At 68.0% G+C, this 23,077-nt stretch carries 18 protein-coding genes; 6 read left to right on the plus strand and 12 right to left on the minus strand.

What is annotated here, in order from left to right; genetic code table 11:
* The first annotated feature begins 81 nt into the window (after window positions 1–81).
* Complete coding sequence (locus RIT73_RS03090) at window positions 82–567, plus strand: inorganic diphosphatase (RefSeq protein WP_309130586.1); 486 nt, start codon at window positions 82–84, stop codon at window positions 565–567.
* 168 nt (window positions 568–735) lie between these two features.
* Window positions 736–1,380, plus strand: coding sequence for a VOC family protein (locus RIT73_RS03095; RefSeq protein WP_309130587.1), 645 nt, complete (start codon window positions 736–738; stop codon window positions 1,378–1,380).
* Between the two features lie 135 nt (window positions 1,381–1,515).
* Here RIT73_RS03095 and RIT73_RS03100 read toward each other — a convergent pair whose 3' ends face one another.
* From RIT73_RS03100 to msrA, 6 genes are all read right to left on the minus strand, one after another.
* The gene (locus RIT73_RS03100; protein WP_309130588.1) at window positions 1,516–3,546 is read right to left on the minus strand and encodes a PhoX family phosphatase; all 2,031 of its coding nucleotides are present in this window, start codon (window positions 3,544–3,546) and stop codon (window positions 1,516–1,518) included.
* Between the two features lie 145 nt (window positions 3,547–3,691).
* Window positions 3,692–4,468 (minus strand): CPBP family intramembrane glutamic endopeptidase, encoded by a 777-nt coding sequence (locus tag RIT73_RS03105; RefSeq protein ID WP_309130589.1) that lies wholly within the window; start codon window positions 4,466–4,468, stop codon window positions 3,692–3,694.
* A complete protein-coding gene (locus RIT73_RS03110) occupies window positions 4,468–7,773 on the minus strand; it encodes an efflux RND transporter permease subunit (RefSeq protein ID WP_309130590.1) in 3,306 nt (1,101 codons plus the stop codon). Before RIT73_RS03110 ends, RIT73_RS03105 begins: the two co-directional genes overlap by 1 nt.
* Window positions 7,774–7,799: 26 nt before the next feature.
* Entirely contained in the window at window positions 7,800–9,068 is a 1,269-nt protein-coding gene (locus RIT73_RS03115; RefSeq protein ID WP_309130591.1) for an MFS transporter, read from the minus strand.
* A 17-nt stretch (window positions 9,069–9,085) separates the two neighbouring features.
* A complete protein-coding gene (locus RIT73_RS03120) occupies window positions 9,086–9,904 on the minus strand; it encodes a nitroreductase family protein (protein ID WP_309130592.1) in 819 nt (272 codons plus the stop codon).
* Window positions 9,905–10,435, minus strand: a complete 531-nt coding sequence (gene msrA / locus RIT73_RS03125; protein ID WP_309130593.1) for a peptide-methionine (S)-S-oxide reductase MsrA — start codon at window positions 10,433–10,435, stop codon at window positions 9,905–9,907. It abuts the gene before it with no gap.
* A gap of 166 nt (window positions 10,436–10,601) precedes the next feature.
* On the opposite strand from msrA, the gene ggt reads away from it, so the two are divergent.
* Entirely contained in the window at window positions 10,602–12,434 is a 1,833-nt protein-coding gene (gene ggt / locus RIT73_RS03130; RefSeq protein ID WP_309130594.1) for a gamma-glutamyltransferase, read from the plus strand.
* Window positions 12,435–12,452: 18 nt separating this feature from the next.
* On the opposite strand, the gene RIT73_RS03135 is transcribed toward ggt, so the two are convergent.
* A complete protein-coding gene (locus RIT73_RS03135; protein WP_309130595.1) occupies window positions 12,453–13,256 on the minus strand; it encodes a CoA ester lyase in 804 nt (267 codons plus the stop codon).
* A gap of 8 nt (window positions 13,257–13,264) precedes the next feature.
* Window positions 13,265–13,777, minus strand: coding sequence for a MaoC family dehydratase (locus tag RIT73_RS03140; protein ID WP_309130596.1), 513 nt, complete (start codon window positions 13,775–13,777; stop codon window positions 13,265–13,267).
* 201 nt (window positions 13,778–13,978) lie between these two features.
* On the opposite strand from RIT73_RS03140, the gene RIT73_RS03145 reads away from it, so the two are divergent.
* The 3 genes from RIT73_RS03145 to RIT73_RS03155 all read left to right on the plus strand — a co-directional run bounded on the left by RIT73_RS03145 (window position 13,979) and on the right by RIT73_RS03155 (window position 16,548).
* On the plus strand, window positions 13,979–14,143 hold the full coding sequence (locus RIT73_RS03145) for a hypothetical protein (protein ID WP_309130597.1): 165 nt from the start codon (window positions 13,979–13,981) through the stop codon (window positions 14,141–14,143).
* Window positions 14,140–15,615 carry a cytosine permease gene (locus tag RIT73_RS03150; protein ID WP_309130598.1) on the plus strand — a complete coding sequence of 492 codons (1,476 nt, stop codon included), beginning with the start codon at window positions 14,140–14,142 and terminating at the stop codon, window positions 15,613–15,615. Before RIT73_RS03145 ends, RIT73_RS03150 begins: the two co-directional genes overlap by 4 nt.
* Before the next feature lie 120 nt (window positions 15,616–15,735).
* Window positions 15,736–16,548, plus strand: a complete 813-nt coding sequence (locus RIT73_RS03155; RefSeq protein ID WP_309130599.1) for an HAD-IIA family hydrolase — start codon at window positions 15,736–15,738, stop codon at window positions 16,546–16,548.
* Between the two features lie 44 nt (window positions 16,549–16,592).
* Here RIT73_RS03155 and cls read toward each other — a convergent pair whose 3' ends face one another.
* From cls to RIT73_RS03175, 4 genes are all read right to left on the minus strand, one after another.
* The gene (cls, locus tag RIT73_RS03160; RefSeq protein ID WP_309130600.1) at window positions 16,593–18,080 is read right to left on the minus strand and encodes a cardiolipin synthase; all 1,488 of its coding nucleotides are present in this window, start codon (window positions 18,078–18,080) and stop codon (window positions 16,593–16,595) included.
* A gap of 120 nt (window positions 18,081–18,200) precedes the next feature.
* A complete protein-coding gene (locus RIT73_RS03165; protein WP_309130601.1) occupies window positions 18,201–19,373 on the minus strand; it encodes an acyl-CoA dehydrogenase family protein in 1,173 nt (390 codons plus the stop codon).
* Entirely contained in the window at window positions 19,370–21,430 is a 2,061-nt protein-coding gene (locus RIT73_RS03170; protein WP_309130610.1) for an acetyl-CoA carboxylase biotin carboxylase subunit, read from the minus strand. Before RIT73_RS03170 ends, RIT73_RS03165 begins: the two co-directional genes overlap by 4 nt.
* A 19-nt stretch (window positions 21,431–21,449) precedes the next feature.
* Entirely contained in the window at window positions 21,450–23,063 is a 1,614-nt protein-coding gene (locus RIT73_RS03175) for a carboxyl transferase domain-containing protein (RefSeq protein ID WP_309130602.1), read from the minus strand.
* Between the last annotated feature and the right edge of the window lie 14 nt (window positions 23,064–23,077).

The following is a 23,077-nucleotide window of genomic DNA, read 5'->3' on the forward strand; positions in this document are numbered from 1 at the left end:
GTGTGCCGGTGGGGACTTGTAGGCTCTATTCTAGTGACGCAATCCGAATTTCTCGTCAAGCACCCCGACTGAAGGAGCACCATGGAACTCTTGGCCACGATCGAGATCCCGCGCGGTCAGCGCAACAAGTACGAAGTCGATCATGAGACCGGTCGCGTCAAGCTCGACCGCTACCTCTACACCTCGATGCAGTACCCGGCTGACTACGGCTTCATCGAGGACACGCTCGGCAACGACGGTGATCCCCTCGATGTTCTCGTTCTGCTGCCCGAGCCGCTGTTCCCCGGCGTCCTCGTCGATGTGCGCCCGATCGGAATGTTCCAGATGGAGGACGAGGCAGGCGGTGACGACAAGGTCCTCGCCGTGCCGGCCGGCGATCCCCGCTGGGACTCCTACCAGGACGTCTCCGACGTCGACAAGTTCACCCTCGATTCCATCGAGCACTTCTTCACCCGCTACAAGGACCTCGAGCCCGGCAAGTTCGTCAAGGGCTCGAAGTGGGTCGGCCGCGCCGAGGCAGAGGCAGAGGTCGAGGCCTCGATCGCCCGCTTCAAGGAAGCTCACTGAGCCTGCGCTCTCCCACGGATCGGATCTCATCGACCGCTCGGATGCGCGCATCCGGGCGGTCGCTCTCCTCTCCCCACCCAGGCGGCAATGCTGGTTGCCACGTCCCTTTCGTCGTAATTTAGGTCACCCTAATAAGAAGTGTGAGCTGGGTTATGCGATTCTCAAGACATGAAACTCGATCATGTGTCCTTCGCCAGTGAACCTGATGGTTACGAAGCAACGGCCAGGAGAATTTCGGACAGACTGGGCGTGGACCCCTATGACGGCGGCGTCCATCCCCGGTTCGGCACCAGAAACCTGATCTTCCCCCTCTCGGGCGGCCATTACCTCGAAGTCGTCGAAGCCTTGGAGCACCCTGCCGCCCTGTCCACGCCCTTCGGTCAGGCCGTGCGGGCCAGGTCCGAACTCGGCGGCGGCTGGATGGGCTGGTGCGTGTCGGTCGATGACCTCACCGAGGTGGAGAAGCGGCTCGAACGCAAGGCCGTCGACGGCAACCGGACACCGGAGTCCGGCCGAGAGCTGCGCTGGCTGCAGATCGGCGTCAAGGGCCTGCTCGCCGACCCGCAGCTGCCGTTCTTCATCAAGTGGTCGGTGGACTCGTCCGAACACCCCTCCGCGTACAAGTCGAACGGCGATGTCGCCATCGACACCCTGCAGATCGCCGGGGACCGCGACCGGCTGCGCGACTGGCTGGGCACCCAGGATCCCAAGCCCCTGCCCGAGATCAACATCGACTGGTCCTCACCCCATGGCACCCCCGGAATCATGTCCGTGAGCTTCCGGACGGAGAAGAACGGCCACGTCGTCATCTGAGCGCTGCTGCGCCAGGCTCGGCCCGCTGTCGCGCCCCGGGGCGGCCTGCCGCCGATTCGGTGGTCACAGAACTGAGGCGGAAACGGGAATCTCCCGTTTCCGCCTCAGTTCTTCGACCGCCTGTTCGCGCTGTGCTCAGTCCTTGAGCACCTGCACCACGGATGGCCGGGGCATCGCGGCGACTCCCCTGCCGACATCCGTGGCCTCGACGTAGTCGGGGAACTTCGAGTGCTGATCCGACCAGCTGCCGTCCTCGCCGGGGTGCTGCACGGCGACGAACGCCGTGTTCTCACCGTCGTGCACGAGCGGACCGCACACCTCTGCCTCGCGTGGGACCGAGAGGAACTGCTCGACGCGTCCGCGCTCATCTCCCTCGAGGGTCACCCGGAACAGCCCGTCGCAGTATCCGATGCCATCGGGGGCGCCGTCGGTGGAGATCCACAGGTTGCCCGCGGTGTCGAAGGTGACGTTGTCGGGGCACGAGATCGGCGAGACCTGCTCTGCCGGGAATCCCGAGAAGTAGGTCGCGTCACCCTGCTTGGGGTCGCCGCAGACGAGGAGCAGCGTCCAGTCGAAGTTGGTCCCGGCGTGGTTGTCGCCGCGTTCGGTGATCTCGATGACGTGACCGTCCCGGTTCTCGGTGCGCGGGTTGGCTTCGTCGGCTCCGGCCTTGCCGGCCTTGCCGCGGTCGGAGTTGTTCGTGCAGGCGACGTAGACCTTGCCGTTGACCGGGTTCGGTTCGACGTCCTCGCAGCGGTCCATCTTCGTCGGACCGAGCTTGTCCGCGGCCAGCCGCGCGTTGACCAGCACCTCGGCGACTGACATCCCGGGCACCCGGGAGCGGCCGTTCTTCACCAGCGGCAGCCACTGCCCGCTGCCGTCGAACGCTCCGTCGGCGGGGACCTCTCCGCTGCCGTCGATCTCGGTCTTCGGCGAGTTGCCGGTGAACTTCGCGACGTAGAGGTCGCCCTCGGCCAACAGCGTCTTGTTGTGGGCCCGGTCGCCCTCCCTGTACTTGCCCTTCGACACGAACTTGTAGAGGTAATCGAACCGTTCGTCGTCGCCCATGTAGGCCACGGCGTGGCCCGACTTCGAGATCGTGACATTGGCGCCCTCGTGCTTGAAACGGCCGAGGCCGGTGTGCTTGAGCGGCGGCGAATCGGGGTCCCAGGGATCGACCTCGACGATCCAACCGAACCGGTTGGCCTCGTTCGCGAAGCCGGGGTTGGACGTGTCGAAGCGCGGCAGGTCCTCCTCCCAGCCGTAGGCCGAGGGTTCGCTGGTCAGTCCGTAGCGCTTCTCCGCCGCCGAGGTGCCGGCCGCCTTGAAGTAGGAGTTGAAGTTCTCCTCGCCGGAGACCAGGGTCCCCCACGGGGTGAGCCCGCCCGCGCAGTTGCCCAAGGTCCCCTGCGCTTTGTCCCCTTTCGGGTACTCCTTGGTCCGGAGCAGGTCGGAGCCGGCCGCCGGGCCGGTGAAGGTGTACTCGGTGTCGATGAGGAAGCGGCGGTTGCGGCGGCCGTGGACATCGACGCGCCAGGGTGCCGACTTGCCCGGACGGACCAGTTCGGCCACTGTCAGGCCATGGGCCTGGCGGCTGATGGCGCGTTTCGTCGCGGCATCCATGTCCGCGGGATACATGATGTCGTCGTTGGTGTACTCGTGGTTGGAGAACAGGACCGCGCGGTTGTCGTCACCGCTCTCGTCGAGCTGGATCTGGAGGAAGTCGTTGTTGTAGCCGAACTGGCGCCGCTGGGCTTCGACGCTCTGGTTCTCCGGGTCGAACGTCGGGGAATCGGGGAACAGCGCGTCGCCCCAGCGCACGACCGTGTGCCAGGAGTAGCCTGCCGGGACGATGAGCTCGTCGACCTCGTGGTGGACCGGGTCGATCGCGGTGAAGTCGAGGGAGCCGCCGGTCGCGGCGGCCGCAGCCCGGGCGGCGGGGCTCGGCGCGGAGGTCACTGCGATGGCCAGGGCCCCGGCGGCGGAGGCGCCGAGGACGGAGCGGCGGCTCAGCTGCGCGCCCACGATGTCACGGAAGTAACTGTTGTTCGACGTATTGCAGATCGCCTTCGTACACGCGTTGTCGCATTTCAGCGCGCAGGTGACAGGGCTTCTCTTGCCGCGCACATGATTGGCCATGGGCAGAAGTTCGCGCAGGGGCGCCATCGGTTCTCTCCTTGTTCGGACTCGCTCATCCCACGCCCACCAACTCGACCGAGCAGCCGCAGCGGTGGGCCGGGCACACCAGGACGAGAGTTCCAGCCGCAGGTCAACCGCTCCCCACGAGGAGGTGAACGGCCGGTGAACCCGCTCAGGCGAAGTCGACGAGGTCGAGGATCCCGGGTGCCAGGAAGCCCACGGCGTCGATGAGGAAGTGCGCCCACACCAGGGGCATCAGGCGGCCCCGGCGCATGAACCACCAGCCGAAGATGATGCCCATCGCGACGTTGCCGAGGAACGGCCCGATCCCCTGGTAGAGGTGGTAGCTGGCGCGGAAGAGGGCGAGAGAGACGATGATCGTCCACGGGCCGCAGCCGAGGCGGTACAGCCGGGTGGCCCCGAATCCGAAGATGAGCACCTCTTCGAGGATCCCGTTCTTCGCCGCGGCCAGGAGGAGGACCGGGATCGTCCACCAGTGGTCGCCGAGGTTGGCCGGCTGCACCTCGGCGGTGATCCCCGTTGCCCTGCCGCCGGCGTAGACGAGCAGGGTGCCTGCGCCGATGATGAGGAACATCCCGGTGCCGGAGCCGAGGTCCCGCCACTTGTCGCCGGCGACGCCGAGGCGCCGAGACAGTGGGGTCGGGTCGTCGTCGCGGGTGAGCAGGTAGAGCGCGAGGAGGACGGGGACGAGGGCGAAGCCGATCCCGAGCAGCTGGTAGACGAGGTCGAACCCGGGCCGCGGGGATTGACTCGTGTTCAGCTTCGCCTGGGCCTGATCGATCGGACCGCGGGAGACGATGTCGGCCAGACGCACGATCGCGTACACCGCGGACTGGCCCAGCGACAGAGCCGCGACGAGCCCGACCTCGAACCACAGCCGCCTCCGCTCCGCGGGCAGCAGCACCCGGGCCACCGGTCCGTCGGTCATCAGGCCTTCCCCGCCCTCGCCTCGGCGGCGTCGAGGACCTGCCCGCGGGCGATGTTCTTCACGTGCCGCTTCTCCGCCCGGCGCTCCTTCGCACTCTCGAGGAGCAGGTAGAGGACCGGCACGAGGATCAGGGTGAGCAGGGTCGAGCTGACGAGGCCGCCGATGACGACGATCGCCAGCGGCTTCGAGATGAAGACTGAACCGCCGGTGAGCCCGAGCGCCATCGGGATGAGGGCGAAGATCGTCGCGGCCGCCGTCATCAGGATGGGCCGGTAGCGCAGCCGGGCGCCGTGGACGACCGCTGAGCGCAGCGGCGCTCCGTGGGCCCGGAAGTGGTTGATGAGGTCGATGAGCACGATCGCATTCGTGACCACGATGCCGATGAGCATGAGCAGACCGATCATGGAGGTCAGGCCCAGGGCGGTGTCGGTGAGCAGCAGCGCGGCGATCGACCCGGTGGCGGCGAAGGGAATGGAGACGAGCAGGATCAGCGGCTGCAGCAGCGACTTGAAGGTCGCCACCATGATGACGAAGACGATGAGGATCGCCGCGAGCATGGCCAGGCCGAGTTGGGAGAACGCATCCTGCTGCTCGGCGGTGGCGCCGCCGGTGTCGACGGTGACCTCCTCGGGCAGGTCGAGCCCGTCCAGGGCGGCCGTGACATCCGCGGACACCGCACCGAGATCGTCGCCGGCGGGCGTGATCGAGATCGTCGTCGAGCGCTGGCCGTTCGTGTGGCGGATGTTCGGGGCGCTCTTCACCTCCTCGACGTCGGCGACGTCTCCGAGCTCGATGAAGCGGGGCTCAATCCCCGGTGCCTCCGGCGTGCCCGGGATCTTGAGCGTCCGCAGCTTCTCGAGCGTGTCGACGCTGCGGTCGAAGAGAAGCACGGAGTGGGAGACGTCGTCGATGACGACCTCGCCGATGTTCTCCCCGTCGACGGCCCGTTGGACGTATCGCCCGATGGCGGCCTCGGTGAGGTTCTCCTCGGCGGCGGCCTCATGGTCGACCCTGACTTCGATGACCGGTTGGACGGCGTCGACGTCGCTGGTCACCGATTGGGTGTCTGCGACCGTGTCGAGCTTGTTCTCTGCGGTGTTCGTGGCATCCTCGAGCACCTGCGGGTCCGTGGCGGTCAGGGTGACGTCGATCGTCTGGCTTCCGGGTGCGGAGCCCTCGTTGACGACTTCGACCCGGCCGGCGCCGGTCAGGGAGTCGAATCGTCTCTGCAGATCCGCGGAGATCGCCCGGGCCGAGCTCGAGTCGGCGACGCTGAGGATGTAGCTGCCGCTGATCGCCGTGCCGGTGGAGAATCCGAACGTCGACGCCCCGATCGAGACCTGGTAGGACTCGATGCGGTCGTCGGCTGCGAGGATGTCCTCGACCGACTCGGCCTGGGCGTCGGCCTCGGCGAGGTCGGTGCCGGGATCGAAGGTCTGGACGACGCGCAGGGTGTCCTGGCCGGTGTCGCCGAAGAGTTCGGTCTTCAGCTGCGGGATCATCAGGCCGGTGCCGCCGAGGAGGATGAGGGCTGCGAGGACCATGGCGATCGGATGCTTCGTCGAGAAGGCGATGGCCGGGACGTAGGTCCTCTGCAGCCGTGTCACCGGCGAGTGCAGAGCCGCGAGTTCGTCGACCTCGGACGGGGGCGGGGCGTCCGCCGACACCGCTGCCGGCTTCGTCGTCGTCGCGTCATGACGACCGGAGTCGAGGATGCTGTGCCTCTTCGCCGCCCGCTTCGCGGCCTGCGACTCCGCCCTCCACTCGGCGAGCATCCGGGACCTGCTCCGGCGCACCTCGGCGCGCTCCTCCTTGGTCAGCTTCACCGTGGCCTCACGCTGCCGCAGGAACCAGTAGGCGAGGACGGGGACGATCGTCAGGGCCACGAACAGGCTCGAGAGCAGGGCGATCGTCGCGGTCAGCGCGAAGGGGCGGAACATCTCACCCGTCTGCCCGGACACGAAGGCCAGGGGCAGGAAGACGGCCACCGTGGTCAGGGTGGATGCGGTGATGGCGCCGGCCACCTCGGCGACGGCGGCGAGGATGTTCGTGAACTTGTCACCGCCGGCGGCATGCCGCCTCCGGATCGCCTCGATGACGACGATCGAGTCGTCGACGACGCGGCCGACGGAGATCGTCAGCGCACCGAGGGTGATCATGTTCAGCGTCTCCCCGCCCATCCACAGGCCGATGAGGGCGATGAGCAGGGACAGCGGGATCGAGATGGCCGTGATCACGGTGGCGCGCACGGAGAGGAGGAAGACGAGGATGACGAGGACTGCGAACACCAGGCCCAGCAGCCCCTCGCCCAGCAGGTCGTGGATGGACTGCTCGATGAAGGGCGCCTGGTCGAAGGCGGTCACGAAGTGGGTGTTCTCCCCCATCTTCCGCTCGAGGCCGGGCAGGGCGTCCGCCACCGCATGGGAGACGTCGACGGTGTTGGCGTCGGATTCCTTCGTCACCGACAGGCTCAGCGACGGGTGTCCGTTGGTGCGCGAGATCGAGGTCGCGGGTTCGTCGGCGAGGGCGACGTCGGCGACGTCGGACAGGCGCACCGGCCCGTCCGATCCGGTGACGACGAGGTCCTTGATCGCGGCGACGGAGCGGATCCGCGCCCCCACCTCGACGGGGGCGGCTCCCTCACCTGTGCGCAGGTCTCCCGCCGAGGCGGGGATGCCGTTGGCCTGGAGGATGCCGGCGATCTCGTCGAGGCTCGCCCCTTCGTCCTCGAGGTCGCCTGGGCGGATGCGGATCTCGACCTGTTTGGTCCGGGCGCCGGCGATCGTGACCTGGGAGACGCCGTCGATCTTCGTCAGTTCGGGTTTCGCGATGTCCTCGAGTGTGGCGGCCAGCCGGTCGGGTTCGGCGTCGGAGGTCACCGACATCGCCAGCACCGGGATGTCGTCGGTCCCCGCGGTGAAGACGGAGGGCTCGACGCCGTCGGGCAGCCGGGATTCGACTTCGGAGATCGCCCGCTGCAGGGCCCGCACGACGTCGTCGGAGTTCTCCCCGTAGTCGGTGCTCACGGTGATCGACGAGCTTCCGGCCGAGGACACCGAAGTGACGTCCTCGACCTCGGGCAGGGCATCGACGGCGCCTTCGAGCGGCGCCGTGACCTCGCGTTCGACGGCCTCCGGGGTGGCGCCCTCGTAGTTCGCGGTGATGGTCGCCTGGGGATTCTCGAGCGAGGGGAACAATTCCTGCTTGAGCGCCGAAGCCCCGATGACCCCGAAGATCACGGCCACCACGGAGATGAGGGCGATGAGAGCGCGGTTGCGCAGGCTCAGCCGGGTCAGAAAGCTCACATGCCGACTCTACTCACCGCTCGGCCCTAACGGTTCGCGCGGGGCCGGGTCTCGCGCCCGGTGATCCAGTACGCTGCGGCCATGACGCCGAGGATGCCGGTCATCACGAACGCCCACGAGTAGTCGAAGCGGTCGACGACGGCGCCGGCGATGATGGGTCCGAGGATGGCTCCGCCGTCGAGGGCCATCTGATACTTCGCCAGCACCCGGCCGCCTTTGCGTTCGTGTCCGATGACGTCGGCGACAGCTGCCTGTTGAGCCGGGTTGGCGAGTCCCGAGCCGATGCCGGCGACGACCGAGAGGACGAAGAACAGCCAGATCGAGTCGGTGAAGCCCAGGGCCGCAGTCGTGATTCCGAGGATCAGCAGGCCCCATTGGATGAAGGGTTTGCGGCCGAGGGTGTCGGCGAAGCGGCCGACGACCGCGACGGCTGAGGTGTTGCCGATCGCGAACATCGTCAGCGCCAGACCCGCCACGGCGGTGTCCGCGCGCAGCGCCTGGATGGCGAACAAGGGGTAGATGGCCACCCGGATGCCCATCGCCGACCATCCCTGGACGAACGCGGAGAACAGGGCGGCCCGGTAGGCGGAGTCGGCCCAGGCCTGCCGGAACGTCATCACCTCCTGCGGCGTCTCGTCCCTGTGGGCCTCGGCGTGGGCCCGTCCCTGCCTCGTCGAGGATCCCTGGGAGGCCGTGGATCCGAGGAAGATGCGGACGACGGCTGCGGCGATGACGAGGCCGACCGCGTAGATGACGAAGGGCACCCGCATCCCCCAGCCGGCCATCGCTCCGCCGAGCACCGGCCCGGCGATGTTGCCGACGAGGAAGGCGGTCGCATAGGTGCTCGAGGCCTTGGCTCGGGCATCGACCGGGGCGAGCCGGATGATCAGGGCCATCGCCGAGACGCTGAACATCGTCGAGCCGATCCCGCCGAGGCCACGGAAGATGAGCAGCTGCCAGTAGCCCTGGGCGAAGGCGACGGCCGCGGTGGAGGCGGCGACGATGAGGAGACCGGCGATGTAGATCCGGCGTTCGCCGAAGGCATCGACGAGGCGGCCCGAGGTGGGTGAGAAGACGAAGCGGAAGAAGGCGAACGAGGAGACGACGATGGTCGCGGCGGTGACGCCGAAGTCGAAGCTCGCCGCGAACTGCGGCAGCACCGGGGCGATGATGCCGTAGCCGATGGCGACGATGAACGCGGCCGCCACCAGGACGTGGATCTCCTTGGGCAGCTTGGTCGTCGCGGTGGCCCCGGCGGGGGTCTTGTCGTCTGCGGTCTCGTCGGGGTTCTTCACTGGGGTCCGGGGATCTTTCAGAGGGTGTCGAGGAACTGCTCGGGGTCGGGCAGCGGTCGGGTGCTGCGGGCGAGCCGGGCCCGGTACGCCTCGGGGACGGAGCCGATGTAGAACCAGCCCATGAGCAGTTCGTTCTCGCTCAGGCGATGGAGGCGGCGGACCGCGGGCGCATTGGCCAACGTGCCCGAGCGCCACATCACTCCCCAGCCGGCCTGCCACAGGGCGAGCTCGAGGAGGTGGCCGGCACCGGCGGCGGTGGCGTGCTGTTCCCAGTCGGGAACCTTGGGGTTGGGCTGCGGGGAGGAGACGAGGGCGAGCAGGAGCTCTGCCCGCAGTGGCTTCTCGTTGACCTGGCCCGGCTTGCGGTGCTCGCCGGCGGCTTCGTCGAGGGCCGCGCCGAGGCGGAGGCGATCGTCGCCGCGGATGATGAGGAACCGCCAGGGACACAGCCCCTTGTGGTCGGCGACCGAGGAGATCGCACGGATGATCTCGCGCAGATCGGAGTCGTTCGGAGTCTCGGGGCCGACCTTCGAGATCGAGCGGCGGGTGGAGATCGCATGGAGGACCGGATCGGCGACGAGGTCGATCGACGTCGGCGCCGAGTAGTCGGGCCCGCAGTTGGTGGGCGCGCAGTTGGTGGGCGCGGCCTGCGCATCCTGATTCTGCACGGCCTCGTCGTGGGCCTCGGCGAGCTTCTTCGCCCACGGTCCGGTCTCACCGTTGAGGAAGAGCGCCCTCGCGCGCTCTCGCTGCTTGGACTCGTGCTTCTTCGACTCCTGTTCGGAGTCCTTGTGCTTCGCGTCCTTCGCGCAGGACTTCTTCTTGTGCTTCGACATTCAGCTCACCCACTCCGCATAGGACTTCCGGGCCTTCGACAGCTTGGGGTCGATGATGACACGGCAGTAGCCGTTGAAGCGATTGTTCGTGTAGAAGTCCTGGTGCACCGGTTCGGCTTCATGGAAGATGCCGAGGGGTTCGAGGGTCGTCACGATCGGCCGGTCGAAGTGCTTCTGCGCGTCCTCGATGGCCCGGGCGAACTCGGCCTTCTCCGCCTCATCGGCATAGAACATGGCCGAGCGGTATTGGGTGCCGACGTCGTAGCCCTGAGCGTTGAGACTGGTCGGGTCGTGACCGGTGAAGAAGAGGCCGAGGATGACCTCGGTGGGCACGACCTCGGGGTCGAACGTGACTCGCAGTGCCTCGGCGTGGCCGGTGGTCCCCGAGCAGACGGAACGATACGTGGGGTCGGGGGTCTGCCCACCGGTGTAGCCGGAGATCACCGAGGTGACTCCGATGGTCCGCTGATAGACGGCGTCGAGGCACCAGAAGCAGCCGGCCCCCAGGGTCAGGGTACGAAGATCGCTCATACCGGTATACAACCACACCGCTCCGCACTTATTCCCGCACTCCTTCCCACCGCGACTCGCTGCGGAGGATCGGAGATCCGATGTGATCGACATCATAGAGTGAAGAGGTCCGCTTCCCCGGCCGGTCCGCGCGCTCCGGGGAGACCCCGACCAGCGAGAGAGACCCATGAAACGACCCGCAATCGCCGCCGTGTGTGCGTGCGCCGCTCTGTCCCTGTCCGCCTTCGGTTCTCTGGCGCCTGCCGCACCCGCTGCGGCCGATCCGCGTCCGACCGACAAACAGGCCACGGCCACCGGCTCCGGCGGCGCTGTGAGCACCGTCGACGCCGACGCCTCGGCCGCCGCCCTGTCCGTTCTGCGCAAGGGCGGCAATGCCGTCGACGCCGCTGTCGCCGCGGCCGCCACCCTCGGCGTCACCGAACCCTACAGCGCCGGCATCGGAGGCGGCGGGTACTTCGTCCACTACGACGCGAAGACAGGAGAGGTGAGCACACTCGACGGACGTGAGACCGCGCCGGCGGCGCTGACTCAGCAGGACTTCGTCGATCCCGCCACGGGCGAGCGCTATCCCTTCTCCCCCGAGCTCGTCACCAGCGGCGTGGCCGTCGGCGTCCCCGGAACCCCGGCGACCTGGCAGCGGGCCCTCGACGAATGGGGCACGCTCAGCCTGAAGAAGGCGCTGCAGCCCGCGATCAGGACCGCGAACCGCGGTTTCGTCGTCGACGACACCTTCCGGGAGCAGACCCTGGACAACAAGGAGCGCTTCGCCGCGTTCGACTCCTCGGCCGAACTCTTCCTGCCCGGCGGCGACGCCCCCGAGGTGGGCAGCACTTTCAAGAACCATGACCTCGCCCAGACCTACCGGGAGCTCGGGAACAAGGGAGTCGAGGAGTTCTACACGGGAGACCTCGCCGAGGAGGTCGCCGCGACGGTGCAGGCCCCGCCGATCTCGGAGAGCACCGACCTGCCGGTCCCTCCCGGGGAGATGACGACTGAGGACCTCGCCGACTACGAGGTGCTCGAGCAGGAGCCGACCAAGGTCGGCTATCGCGGACTCGACGTCTACGGGATGGCGCCCTCGAGCAGCGGCGGCACGACCGTCGGTGAGGCGCTGAACATCCTCGACGGGTTCGACCTGGACCGCATGTCGAGCGCCGACGCCCAGCACCACTACCTCGAGGCCAGCGCCCTCGCCTACGCCGATCGCGGCAGGTACGTGGGCGACCCGGCCTTCGTCGACGTGCCCACCGACGCGCTGACCGATCCGGTCTACGGCGCCGAACGAGCCTGCCTGCTCGACCCCGACGCGGCCGTCGCCAAGCCCGTCGCCCCCGGCGATGTCAGCGACTATGACGGCCAGTGCCCGTCCTCGACGAACCACTGGGAGGAGAAGGAGGACACGGAGAACGTCTCGACGACGCATCTGAGCACCGCCGACAAGTGGGGCAATGTCGTCTCCTACACCCTGACGATCGAGCAGACCGGCGGCTCGGGCATCACCGTCCCCGACCGCGGGTTCCTGCTCAACAACGAGATGACCGACTTCACGACCGCTGAGGACGATCCCGCCGATCCCAACCGGGTCGAAGGGGGCAAACGCCCACGGTCCTCGATGTCACCGACGATCGTCCTCAAGGACGGAGAGCCGATGCTCGCGCTGGGTTCGCCCGGCGGTTCGACGATCATCACGACCACGCTGCAGACCCTGATCAACCGGGTCGACCTGGGCATGAGCCTTCCCGAGGCGATCGCCGCGCCCCGCGCCTCGCAGCGCAACACCGCGGCGGTGACGGCGGAGCCCGAGTACATCGACGCCTACGCCGATGAGCTGGAGGCCCTCGGGCACACGCTCACCCCCTCCGGGGATTCGTTCACCCCCAATTCGGAGATCGGCGCCGTGGCGGCGATCGAACTCAGTCCCGACGGAACCCAGACCGCAGCCGCGGAACCCACTCGCCGCGGCGGCGGCTCCGCGATGGTGGTGACGAGCGAGCGGTGATGCCCACGACGGCCGGAGTCAGTGGGCGCGGGCGACGATGAGCTCGGCGTGCTTGAGCAGCGGCGCGTCGATCATCTTGCCCTCGTAGGCGAAGGCGCCCTTCTGCGTCTGGGCGAGCGCGAGCACGCCCTCGGCCCAGTCCAGCTGTTCAGGGCTGGGGCGGAAGGCGTCGCGGACGACCGGCACGTGATAGGGGTGGATCGAGACCTTGCCGCTGAACCCGGATTCGACGGCGTCCTCGGCCTCCTCGCGCAGCCCGTCGAGGTCGTCGATGTCGGCCCAGATGGAGTCGAGGGCGTGCCTGCCGTGGGCGCGCGCGGCCAGCAGGGTGGAGCTGCGCACGTGCCTGACGACGTCGCGCCAGGACCCGTCGGCTCTCCGCGACGAACCCCCGCCGAGGTCGGCGATGAGGTCCTCCGAACCCCACATCAGCGCGTAGGTGTTGGGGCCGGCCGCGATCTCGGCTGCGTTGACGGCCCCGAGCGCGGTCTCGATCAGCGCGATGACCTGCCGGTCGCCGAAGACCGTGAGGTCACGGGCATGCTCGGCCTTGGGCACCATCACCGCCGTGTAGTCGGTGGCGGCGAGCATCTTCAGGTCCTCGTCGAGGTGTGCGGAGTCGCGGGAGTTCACCCGCACGACCGTGCGGGTCGGGTCGAGCGGGAAGTCGACGATCGCCTCCCGTGCCGCGGCCTTGTCGGCGTCGTTGACCGCGTCCTCGAGGTCGAGGATGACGATGTCGGAGCGCTCCGCGGCCTTCGTGTAGCGGTCGGGACGGTCGCCGGGGACGAAGAGCCAGGCGGGCCTGAATTCCAGGGACATGGTGGTCCTCACCTCTCCTTCCGGGGAGCAGCGCTCTCGGGCTGCCCGTGGCTGGACATGAACATCATCGTCTGCCGCACCGCTTTGGCGACCAGGGTCCCGTGCTGGTTGTAGCCGCGGTGCTCGAGGGTGACGATCCCCTGCCCGGGGCGGGACTTCGAATCACGCTTGTCGACGATCGTGGTCTCGGCATAGAGCGTGTCGCCGTGGAAGAGCGGGGCCGGGAAGGACACCTCGGAGAAGCCCAGGTTGCCGACGATGGTTCCCTGCGTGAGCTGGGAGACGGACAGTCCGACGAGCGTGGCCAGGGTGAACATCGAGTTGACGAGGCGCTGCCCGAAGGGCTCGGTCTCGGCGAAGGCCGCGTCGAGGTGAAGGGCCTGGGTGTTCATCGTCACCGCCGTGAACCAGGTGTTGTCCGCCTCGGTGATGGTGCGGCCGGGAGCATGCCGGTAGACGGCTCCGACCTCCATCTCGTCGAGCCAGAGCCCGCGCTGCTCGATGACCTTGTTCTCGCTCATGTGTCACTCCTCACTTGTCCTGATTTGAGCTTAGCCGCTGCCGGGGAGGCGAAACGAGTCGGGTCCGGGGTCTTCAACTTCACCGTCTGGTCGGTATAGAGTGGTAATTTGACGGAGCCGTCAAAGATTCGGCCCCGCCTCGGATGCAACGTCGGCCGGGCTCAGGTCGGCGACGTGAACCCGGTCAAAGGAGACCAGATCATGGACCAGAATTTTCGTTCGGAGCTCGACCGGCGCCTCGATCTCTACGAGGACCCCGCCAGCGATGAAGGCGTCCTCCCACCACTGCCGGTCGGCGACATCGTCATCTCGATCGTCGTCCTCGCCGTTCTCTCCATGGCCCTGCTCGGGTGGTGCTTCCTATGAGCTTCCACATCAGCCGCAGCGCCCCCGAGCCCGGTTCCACGAGCGATCTTCCGCTCCTGAAGAAGGAGCGGATCTGGAGCTTCGGGGACTTCTCCGCCGCCAACATCGGTCTGGCGATCGCCACCTGGGCATTCCTCCAGGGCGGGGCCGTCGCCTACTACGTCGGCGCGAAGGAGGCCGTGGCCAGCATCGTCATCGGCTACGGCATCAGCATCATCTTCGTCGCCCTCGCTCCCTGCGTGCCCTCGGCCAGGTACGGCGTCGAACAGTTCGTCTCGCTGCGCTCGTCGTTCGGCACCTCCGGCTCGCGGGTGATCATGCTCGTCCTCTCCGCGCTGCTCGCCGCAGCCTGGGCGGCGGTGCTCGCCATCATGTGCGGGCACGCCTTCGCCAATGTCTGCAATGCCCTCCTGGGCACGGATCTCGCGACCGACAGCCTGTTCGTCAAACTCATGGGCCTGAGTGCCGTGATCGTCTCCTGGATCATCCTCACCCAGGGGCCGAGGTCCATCGAGACGGTGAACAAGTTCGTCTCCCCCGGACTCGTGGTCGTCACTCTCATCATGCTCGTCCTCGTCTTCACCCAGATCGGCTGGACCGAGCTGATGGAGCTCAAACCGCTCGCCGCTGACTTCGACAAGCACATGGCGTTCATGATCGCGATCGAGCTCAACGTCGCCGGCGGCCTGGCCTGGTGGCCCAACGTCGGCAACCTGGCCCGGCTCACCCGCAGCTCCCGCGCCGCCTACTGGCCGAACATGATCGGCCTGTTCCTCGCCTCGGTGCTCGCCGCCGTCGTCGGCGCGTTCGCCGCACTGGCCCTGGGCTCCGAGGATCCCACGCTGTGGATGATCCCGCTCGGCGGCTTCGTCCTCGGCGGTCTCGCGCTCCTGTTCGTCGGCTTCGCCAACATCACCTCCATCGTGGCGCAGGGATACGCCGCCCTGGTCGCCGTGCGCGGCGGCGCGGGCTCCGTCGGCCGTCGCCTGCCCTGGCCGGTGCTCGGCGCGCTCCTCTTCGTGCCCGCCGTCGTCCTCGTCTTCTTCCCCGACGTCACGTACAACAACTACGGCCGGTTCGTGTCCTGGGGTGCGACCGCTCTGGCGCCGCTGTGCGCCGTCCAGTTCGTCGACTTCTTCATCCTCCGCAGGCAGCGCCTCGACCTGCGGGCGATGTACGACAACCGGCCCGGCTCGCCCTATCACTTCTCGGGCGGGTTCAACGTCGTGGCGTTCGTCTCAGCGGCCGCGGGTGCGCTGACCTACGGCCTGCTGCTCAACCCGGTCGACTACATCCCCGCCGAGGCGTTCCGCTGGCTGACCGCGTCACTGCCGGCGATGATCGTCTCCGGCGTCCTCTACTGGGTGCTCACGAAGATCATCACCATTCCGCTCGGGCAGGGTGGATTCGGGGCGCAGGCGCCTGCCACCGGGGAACCGGAATCGGCGGGGCGCGGTCCCGGACGCCTATGACGGCCGGTCCGCAGAGGTTCCCGGCCGGGGCCGACTAAGCTGGGAAGCGAACCCGACTGCTCCTGCCGACCGTGCTGACCGGCAGGAGCGGTCTCCAGCGTCCCCGAGCCGAGGAGTGAGATGGAGCGCGAACCGATCGACTGCTGGTTGACCGACATGGACGGCGTCCTGGTCAAGGAGAACTATGCGCTCCCCGGCGCGCAGGAGCTCCTCGAGCAGTGGCGACGGAACGACACCCCGTTCCTCGTCCTGACGAACAACTCGATCTACACCGCTCGGGATCTCTCCGCCAGGCTGCGGGCCAGCGGCCTCGTGGTTCCCGAGAGCCACATCTGGACCTCGGCGATGGCCACCGCCGATTTCCTCCGCCATCAGGTCGAGAACGGCACGGCGTTCGTCGTCGGTGAGGTCGGCCTGACGACCGCCATCCACGAGGCCGGGTTCGTGATGACCGAGCACCGGCCCGACTTCGTCGTCGTCGGCGAGACCCACACCTATTCGTTCGAGGCGATCACGAAGGCCATCCGCCTCATCCAGGCGGGTTCCCGGTTCATCGTCACCAACCCCGACGCCACCGGTCCCAGCCCCTCCGGGGTGCTGCCCGCGACGGGAGCGATCGCGGCTCTGATCACGAAGGCGACCGGTCGCGAGCCCTATGTCGTGGGCAAGCCGAATCCGATGATGTTCCGCTCGGCGCTCAACAAGATCGGGGCGCATTCGTCGTCGACCGCGATGATCGGCGACCGGATGGACACCGACATCATCGCGGGCATGGAGGCGGGGATGCACACGGTTCTCGTGCTCTCGGGCATCTCCACCGCCGAGGATGTCGCGCGCTTCCCGTTCCGCCCCGACGAGATCATCACCGGGGTCCATGAGCTCCTCGACGTCCCCCTCGACGAACTCGGCGCAGACGTCGCCGGGTCCGCCTGAGGGCTCGCCTGTTCCCTGCGGCAGCTGGGCCAGTGCAGGAAACCTCACTCCAGGGCTGAGGTCAGCCGCATCACGGATTCCATGTACCGCCGCCGCAGCGGGCGCTTCTCCCATTCCTCGACGCTGAGCTCACTGCTCGCGCGCCGGTAGCCGGAGATCACCTCGGCGATCTCCGAAACGAGGTTGCCTCCGGTGGTCAGGAGGCTGATCTCGTAGTTGAGGCCGAAGGAGCGCATGTCCATGTTCGACGACCCCATGACGCCGTACCGGCCGTCGACGATGAAGCACTTCGTGTGCAGCACCTGGGGTTTGGGGAAGCGGAAGATCCGCACTCCCGACTCGAGCAGCCCCTGGTAGTAGGAGGACTGGGCACGGTCGACCATGTACTGGTCGGCCTGCTCGCTGACGTAGAGTTCGACCGCGACGCCCCGGCGGGCTGCGGTGACGACGGCGGTCAGGAGGGCCTCGTCGGGCACGAAGTACGGGCTGACGATCTCCAGGCGCTCCTGCGCCAGGTACATCAGAGAGATGAAGACTTTGAGGTTCGGCTCAGTGGTGAAGCCAGGACCCGAGGGGATCAGCTGCATGCCGTTGACATCTCCGCCCATCTCCGGCTCGATCGCGTGGCCGTCGTATTCCCTGATCTCGAGCTCCTCACCGCATTCGGAGTACCAGTCGGTGGCGAAGATCGCCTCGACGGTGGCGACGATCGGTCCGCTGACCTCGACCATGATGTCGTGCCAGTGCCTTCCGACCTTGATGTTCCCCTTCTTCAGATAGCTGGAGTCGATGAGGTTCTGCGACCCCATCATCGCCTTCTTCCCATCGACGACGACGAGCTTGCGGTGATTGCGCAGGTCGATGCGGCGTGCTTTGCCGCGCCAGGGGATGAAGGGCAGCATGAGATGCCACTCGATGCCGGCCGCGCTCAGCCTCTTCCCGAGCTTGTGGAACCCGCGGTACTTGCGGGAGCCGATGTGGTCGTACATGACCCTGACCTCGGCTCCGCGCGCCGCGGCGCGTTCGAGGGCCCGGAAGAACACGTCGGTGGTGTCGTCCCAGGCCATGATGTAGATCTCGACGTGAACGTACTTCTCGGCCTCGTCGATGAGCTCGGCCATCCGCCGGATGCTCGCCTCGTAGTCGGAGATCAGTCCGTGGTTGACGCCGGCGACCATCGGCAGCGCGGTGAGTTCACGTCCGAGTCGCACGATCGAGTCGAACTCCCGCGGCGCCTGCAGGGAGGGCGGGATGTCCGGCAGATCGTCGGCGCCCTCATGCATGAGCTCGTTCGCCGCGGCTTGGATCCGCTGCCTGCGCCGATTCACATACGGGTTGCCGAGCAGCAGGAACAGGGGAATGCCGACAATCGGCAGGAACAGGATCAGCAGCAGCCAAGCCGTGGCCGATGACGGGCGGCGGCCTTGCGGCACGATGCCGATCGCGACGATCAGGGCGAGGTATTCGAGGACGATCCACGTCACCGTCAGATAGGTGGGCAGACCGCTGAGGTCGATGAGCTTGAACTCCATGATCGGCCCTTCCTGACGTGACGGTTGCTCTCACCCTATCCGCAGCCGGCCTGGTCACCCTGGACGGGCCCTACTGCACTGCGGGCGCGGCCACCAGCCCCTGGCCGGCGGCCGCGCGGCTCAGAGTCCGAGTTCGCGGGCGATGAGCATGAGCTGGACCTCGGTGGTGCCCTCGCCGACCTCGAGGATCTTCGAATCGCGGTAGTGACGGGCAACGAGGTACTCGTTCATGAACCCGTAGCCGCCGTGGATCTGGGTGGCGTCGCGGGCGTTGTCCATCGCGGCCTCGCCGGCGACGGTCTTCGCGATCGCGGCCTCCTTCTTGAACGGCAGCCCTGCCTCCATCCGCGAGGCGGCGAGGTAGTAGGCCGAGCGGGCTGCCACGGTGCGGGCCTCCATCCGCGCGATCTTGAACGAGATCGCTTGGAAGTCCGCGATCGCGTGACCGAAGGCCTTGCGCTCCTTGGCGTACTTCACGGATTCATCGACACAGCCCTGAGCGGCGCCGACGGACAGAGCCGCCACGGCGATGCGGCCCTCGTCGAGGATGCTCAGGAAGTTCGCGTAGCCGCGGCCGCGCTCGCCGAGGAGGTTCTCCTCGGGCACCTGCACGTCCTCGAAGGTCAGCGGATGGGTGTCGGAGGAGTTCCAGCCGACCTTGTCGTAGGCCGGTTCCACCGTGAAGCCGGGGGTGCCCGCGGGGATCATGATCGTCGAGATCTCAGGAACCTCGCGTCCGCTCTTCGACATCCGCGTGCCCGTCACCGCGGTGGCCGTGACGAGGCGGGTGATGTCGGTGCCCGAGTTCGTGATGAAGCACTTGCCGCCGTTGATCGTCCAGGTGCCGTCGTTGAGGATGGCTTTCGTCTTGGTGCCGCCGGCGTCGGAGCCGGCTTCGGGCTCGGTCAGGCCGAAGGCGGCCAGTCCGGAGCCGTCGGTGAGCTGGGGCAGCCATTCGCGCTTCTGCTCCTCGGTGCCGAACCGATAGATCGGCATCGCCCCGAGCGAGACCCCGGCTTCGAGGGTGATCGCCAGGGACTGGTTGACCCGGGCGATCTCCTCGATGGCCAGGGTGAGGGCGAAGTAGTCGCCGCCCATCCCGCCGTACTCCTCAGCGAAGGGCAGGCCGAACAGGCCCATCTTCCCCATCTTCGCCACCAACGCGTAGGGGAACTCGTGTCTGGCGTCGAGTTCGGCGCTGACGGGCGCGACCTCCTCGTCGGCGAATCTCGCGACGGACTGTCGCAGGTCCTCGTACTCTTCGGGCAGCATGCCCGGAACGAAAGCAGTCATGCCTTCCCCTCCATCGTTGTCGGTTCGGTCTCGGTCGGTGCTGTTTCAGTCGGTGCTGGTGCTGCTGCGGCCGTCGTCGCGGTCTCCTCGGCGTCCTCGACGACAGTGGCGAGCACTTCGTCGAGGGCGACCTGCGCCCCTTCGGCGACGGCGACGGTGACGGTGCCCGTGGCGGGGGCGGTGAGCACGTGCTCCATCTTCATCGCCTCGACGATGACGATCGGCTCGCCCTGGCCCACATGCGTCTGGGAGTCGACGAGCACCCGGACCACGGAGCCGGGCATCGGTGCGAGCACCTGTGAACCGCCCTGACCCGGGTGCAGCGAGGTGTCGGCGGCGGGTCGGGTGAAGACGTGGATGCCGTTCTCACCGCTGATCCAGATGCTGCGGCTGCGCGCGTCGGAGAACACGCGACCGGTGTGCGCGACGTCGTCGAGGGTCACGTGCCAGAGTCCCGAATCGTCGACGACGATGTCGCTGGCAGCCGCCTCGACGTCGACCGGCTCCCCGCCGGAGGCGAGGCTGACGGTGGGCCGGAAGTCCGGGCGGGACGTCCGCCAGGCGGTGGGCCGCCCCCACGCCGAGGCGGTCCGCGAGGTGTCCCTGCTCGTCACGGCGCCGGTGAGCTCGGTTCCGGCCCTCCCCGCGGTGGCGAGCACCGCGGCGGCGGCGAACTGCCGGTCGAACTCGCTCGGGGCATGGGCGAGCTGCGCGGCGTCCATCGTGTCGATGAGTGAGGTGTCGAGGTCGCCGGCGATCACCTCGTCGAGGCCCAGCAGGGTGCGGAGGAAATCGATGTTCGTCACGATCCCCGGCACCGCCGAGGCGGCGAGCGCCGCGTCGAGGCGGGCCAGTGCGGTGGCCCGGTCATCGGCGTGGACGATGAGTTTGGCGATCATCGGATCGTAGTCGGAGGCGATGGTCTGGCCGGCGGTCAGCCCGGCGTCGACGCGGATGCCCTCTCCTGCCGGGAACACGACGTCGAGCGCGGTGCCGCCGGTGGGCAGGAATCCGCGGGCGGGATCCTCGGCGTAGATGCGGGCTTCGATGGCATGGCCGCTCAGGGTGACGTCGTCCTGGCGCAGCGGCAGCTCCTCCCCGGCCCCGATGCGCAGCTGGAGTTCGACGAGGTCGACTCCCGTGACCGCCTCGGTGACGGGGTGCTCGACCTGCAGCCGGGTGTTCATCTCCATGAAGAAGAACTCGTCGGGCCGGTCGGCTCCGACGATGAATTCGACCGTGCCGGCGCCCCGGTAGCCGACGGATTTCGCGGTCTCACAGGCGGCCTGCCCGATCCGGGCCCTGGTCTGCGCGTCGAGGAGGGCCGAGGGCGCCTCTTCGATGACCTTCTGATGCCGACGCTGCAGGGAGCATTCGCGCTCGCCGAGGTGAATGACGTTGCCGTGGGAGTCCGCGACGACCTGGACCTCGATGTGACGCGGGGTGGCGACGAGGCGTTCGAGGAACAGGGTGTCGTCGCCGAAGGAGTTCGCGGCCTCACGCCTGGCGGCGTCGAGGGCGGCCGGCAGGTCGGCGGCGTCGTGCACGGCGTGCATGCCCTTGCCGCCGCCTCCGGCCGAGGGTTTGATGAGGACCGGGAACCCGATGTCGTCGGCAGCGGCGACGAGCTGCTCGTTCGTCATCGCGGCATCCTTGGTGCCGGGCACCAGGGGCACCCCGCGCGCCGACACGGCCTGCTTGGCGGTGATCTTGTCGCCCATGATCCGGATCGCGTCCGAGCCTGGTCCGAGGAACACGATGCCCGCGTCCTCGCAGGCGCTCGCGAACTCGGCGTTCTCGGACAGGAACCCGTAGCCGGGGTGAATGGCCTCCGCCCCGGTGGACCGGGCTGCGGCGATGACCTTGTCGATGCGCAGATAGGACTCGGAGGCCGCGGCCGGCCCGAGGCGGACCGCGGTGTCGGCGGCGCGGACGTGGGCGGCGTGGGCGTCGGCGTCGGAGTAGACGGCGACGGTCCGGATGCCCAGGCGCCGGCACGTGCGGATGACGCGGAGGGCGATCTCGCCGCGGTTGGCGATGAGGACGGTGCGAAACATTCTTCTCATGGTCGAGGGCTCACATTCTGAAGACGCCGTAGCCGCTGGCCGACAGCGGACGGTCCATCGGGGCGAAGCGGGCGAGGTCGAGGGCCAGGGACAGGATCTGGCGGGTGTCGGCGGGTTCGATGATCCCGTCGTCCCACAGCCGGGCCGTGGAGTGGTAAGGATTCCCCTGGGCTTCGTACTGATCGCGGATCGGCTGTTTGAACGCCTCCTCCTCGTCGGCGCTCCAGGTCTCGCCGCGGCCTTCGAGCTGGTCGCGCTTGACGGTCGAGAGCACGCTGGCCGCCTGCTCGCCGCCCATCACGGAGATGCGGGCGTTGGGCCACATCCACAGGAAGCGGGGTGAGTAGGCTCGTCCGCACATCGAGTAGTTGCCGGCGCCGAACGAGCCGCCGATGACGACGGTGAATTTGGGCACCCGGGCGCAGGCGACGGCGTTGACCATCTTCGCGCCGTGCTTGGCGATGCCGCCGGCCTCGTAGTCGCGGCCGACCATGAAGCCGGAGATGTTCTGGAGGAAGATCAGCGGAACGCTGCGCTGGTCGCACAGTTCGATGAAGTGAGCGCCCTTGACCGCTGATTCGCCGAACAGGATGCCGTTGTTCGCGACGATCCCAACCGGATGGCCGTCGATGTGGGCGAAACCGGTGACCAGCGTCGTGCCGTACTCGGCCTTGAACTCGTGGAACAGGGATCCGTCGACGAGGCGGGCGATGACTTCGCGGACGTCGTAGGGCGTGCGGGAGTCGACGGGAACCACCGAGGTGAGCTCCTCAGTGGCGTGCAGCGGCTCCCGGGGCTCGACGACGTCCCAGTTGGGCGCCGGTTTCGGTCCGAGGGTGGAGACGATGTCGCGCATGATCTCCAGGGCGTGGGAGTCGCTGGCCGCCAGGTGGTCGGTGACGCCGGAGACCCGTGAGTGGAGTGCGCCTCCCCCGAGGTCCTCGGCGCTGACCTCTTCCCCGGTGGCGGCCTTGACCAGCGGCGGGCCGCCGAGGAAGATCGTGCCCTGTCCGGCCACGATGATCGACTCGTCGGCCATCGCCGGCACGTAGGCGCCGCCCGCCGTGCAGGATCCGAGGACCGCCGCGAGCTGCGGGATGCCCGCCGCCGAGAGGGTGGCCTGGTTGTAGAAGATGCGCCCGAAGTGCTCGCGGTCGGGGAACACCTCGTCCTGATTGGGAAGGTTCGCGCCGCCGGAATCGACGAGGTAGATGCAGGGCAGATGGTTGTCCTTGGCGACCTCTTGGGCGCGCAGGTGCTTCTTCACCGTGACCGGGTAGTAGGTGCCGCCCTTGACGGTGGCGTCATTGGCGACGATGACGCACTCGCGTCCATTCACCCGCCCGATCCCGGTGATGATGCCGGCGCCCGGGCTGGCGTCGTCGTACATGCCGGTGGCGGCGAGCGGGGAGAGTTCGAGGAACGGGGTGCCCGGGTCGATGAGGCGCTCGACCCGGTCGCGCGGCAGCAGTTTGCCGCGGTCGAGGTGCCGCTGCCGTGCCTGCTCCGATCCACCCAGCGCGTTCGCGCTGATGCGGGCCCGGAGCTCGGCGATGAGTTCGGCGTGTGCGCGGGCGTTCTCCTCGCCAGCTGCCGGATTGACCGCAGTTCCCACTGCTCTCATTGGCGTTTCCCTTC

Origin of the sequence: Brevibacterium sp. (genome assembly GCF_031179145.1) — a bacterium.
Taxonomy (GTDB): domain Bacteria; phylum Actinomycetota; class Actinomycetes; order Actinomycetales; family Brevibacteriaceae; genus Brevibacterium.

Excerpts from the sequence above, each read along its gene's own strand:
- cls (WP_309130600.1), bottom strand. The coding sequence starts at position 18,080 with ATGGAGTTCAAGCTCATCGACCTCAGCGGTCTGCCCACCTATCTGACG.
- RIT73_RS03120 (WP_309130592.1), bottom strand. The coding sequence starts at position 9,904 with ATGTCGAAGCACAAGAAGAAGTCCTGCGCGAAGGACGCGAAGCACAAG.
- RIT73_RS03090 (WP_309130586.1), top strand. The coding sequence starts at position 82 with ATGGAACTCTTGGCCACGATCGAGATCCCGCGCGGTCAGCGCAACAAG.
- RIT73_RS03095 (WP_309130587.1), top strand. The coding sequence starts at position 736 with ATGAAACTCGATCATGTGTCCTTCGCCAGTGAACCTGATGGTTACGAA.
- RIT73_RS03155 (WP_309130599.1), top strand. The coding sequence starts at position 15,736 with ATGGAGCGCGAACCGATCGACTGCTGGTTGACCGACATGGACGGCGTC.
- msrA (WP_309130593.1), bottom strand. The coding sequence starts at position 10,435 with ATGAGCGATCTTCGTACCCTGACCCTGGGGGCCGGCTGCTTCTGGTGC.
- RIT73_RS03105 (WP_309130589.1), bottom strand. The coding sequence starts at position 4,468 with ATGACCGACGGACCGGTGGCCCGGGTGCTGCTGCCCGCGGAGCGGAGG.
- RIT73_RS03140 (WP_309130596.1), bottom strand. The coding sequence starts at position 13,777 with ATGAGCGAGAACAAGGTCATCGAGCAGCGCGGGCTCTGGCTCGACGAG.
- RIT73_RS03150 (WP_309130598.1), top strand. The coding sequence starts at position 14,140 with ATGAGCTTCCACATCAGCCGCAGCGCCCCCGAGCCCGGTTCCACGAGC.
- RIT73_RS03165 (WP_309130601.1), bottom strand. The coding sequence starts at position 19,373 with ATGACTGCTTTCGTTCCGGGCATGCTGCCCGAAGAGTACGAGGACCTG.
- ggt (WP_309130594.1), top strand. The coding sequence starts at position 10,602 with ATGAAACGACCCGCAATCGCCGCCGTGTGTGCGTGCGCCGCTCTGTCC.
- RIT73_RS03145 (WP_309130597.1), top strand. The coding sequence starts at position 13,979 with ATGGACCAGAATTTTCGTTCGGAGCTCGACCGGCGCCTCGATCTCTAC.
- RIT73_RS03170 (WP_309130610.1), bottom strand. The coding sequence starts at position 21,430 with ATGTTTCGCACCGTCCTCATCGCCAACCGCGGCGAGATCGCCCTCCGC.
- RIT73_RS03100 (WP_309130588.1), bottom strand. The coding sequence starts at position 3,546 with ATGGCGCCCCTGCGCGAACTTCTGCCCATGGCCAATCATGTGCGCGGC.
- RIT73_RS03175 (WP_309130602.1), bottom strand. The coding sequence starts at position 23,063 with ATGAGAGCAGTGGGAACTGCGGTCAATCCGGCAGCTGGCGAGGAGAAC.
- RIT73_RS03135 (WP_309130595.1), bottom strand. The coding sequence starts at position 13,256 with ATGTCCCTGGAATTCAGGCCCGCCTGGCTCTTCGTCCCCGGCGACCGT.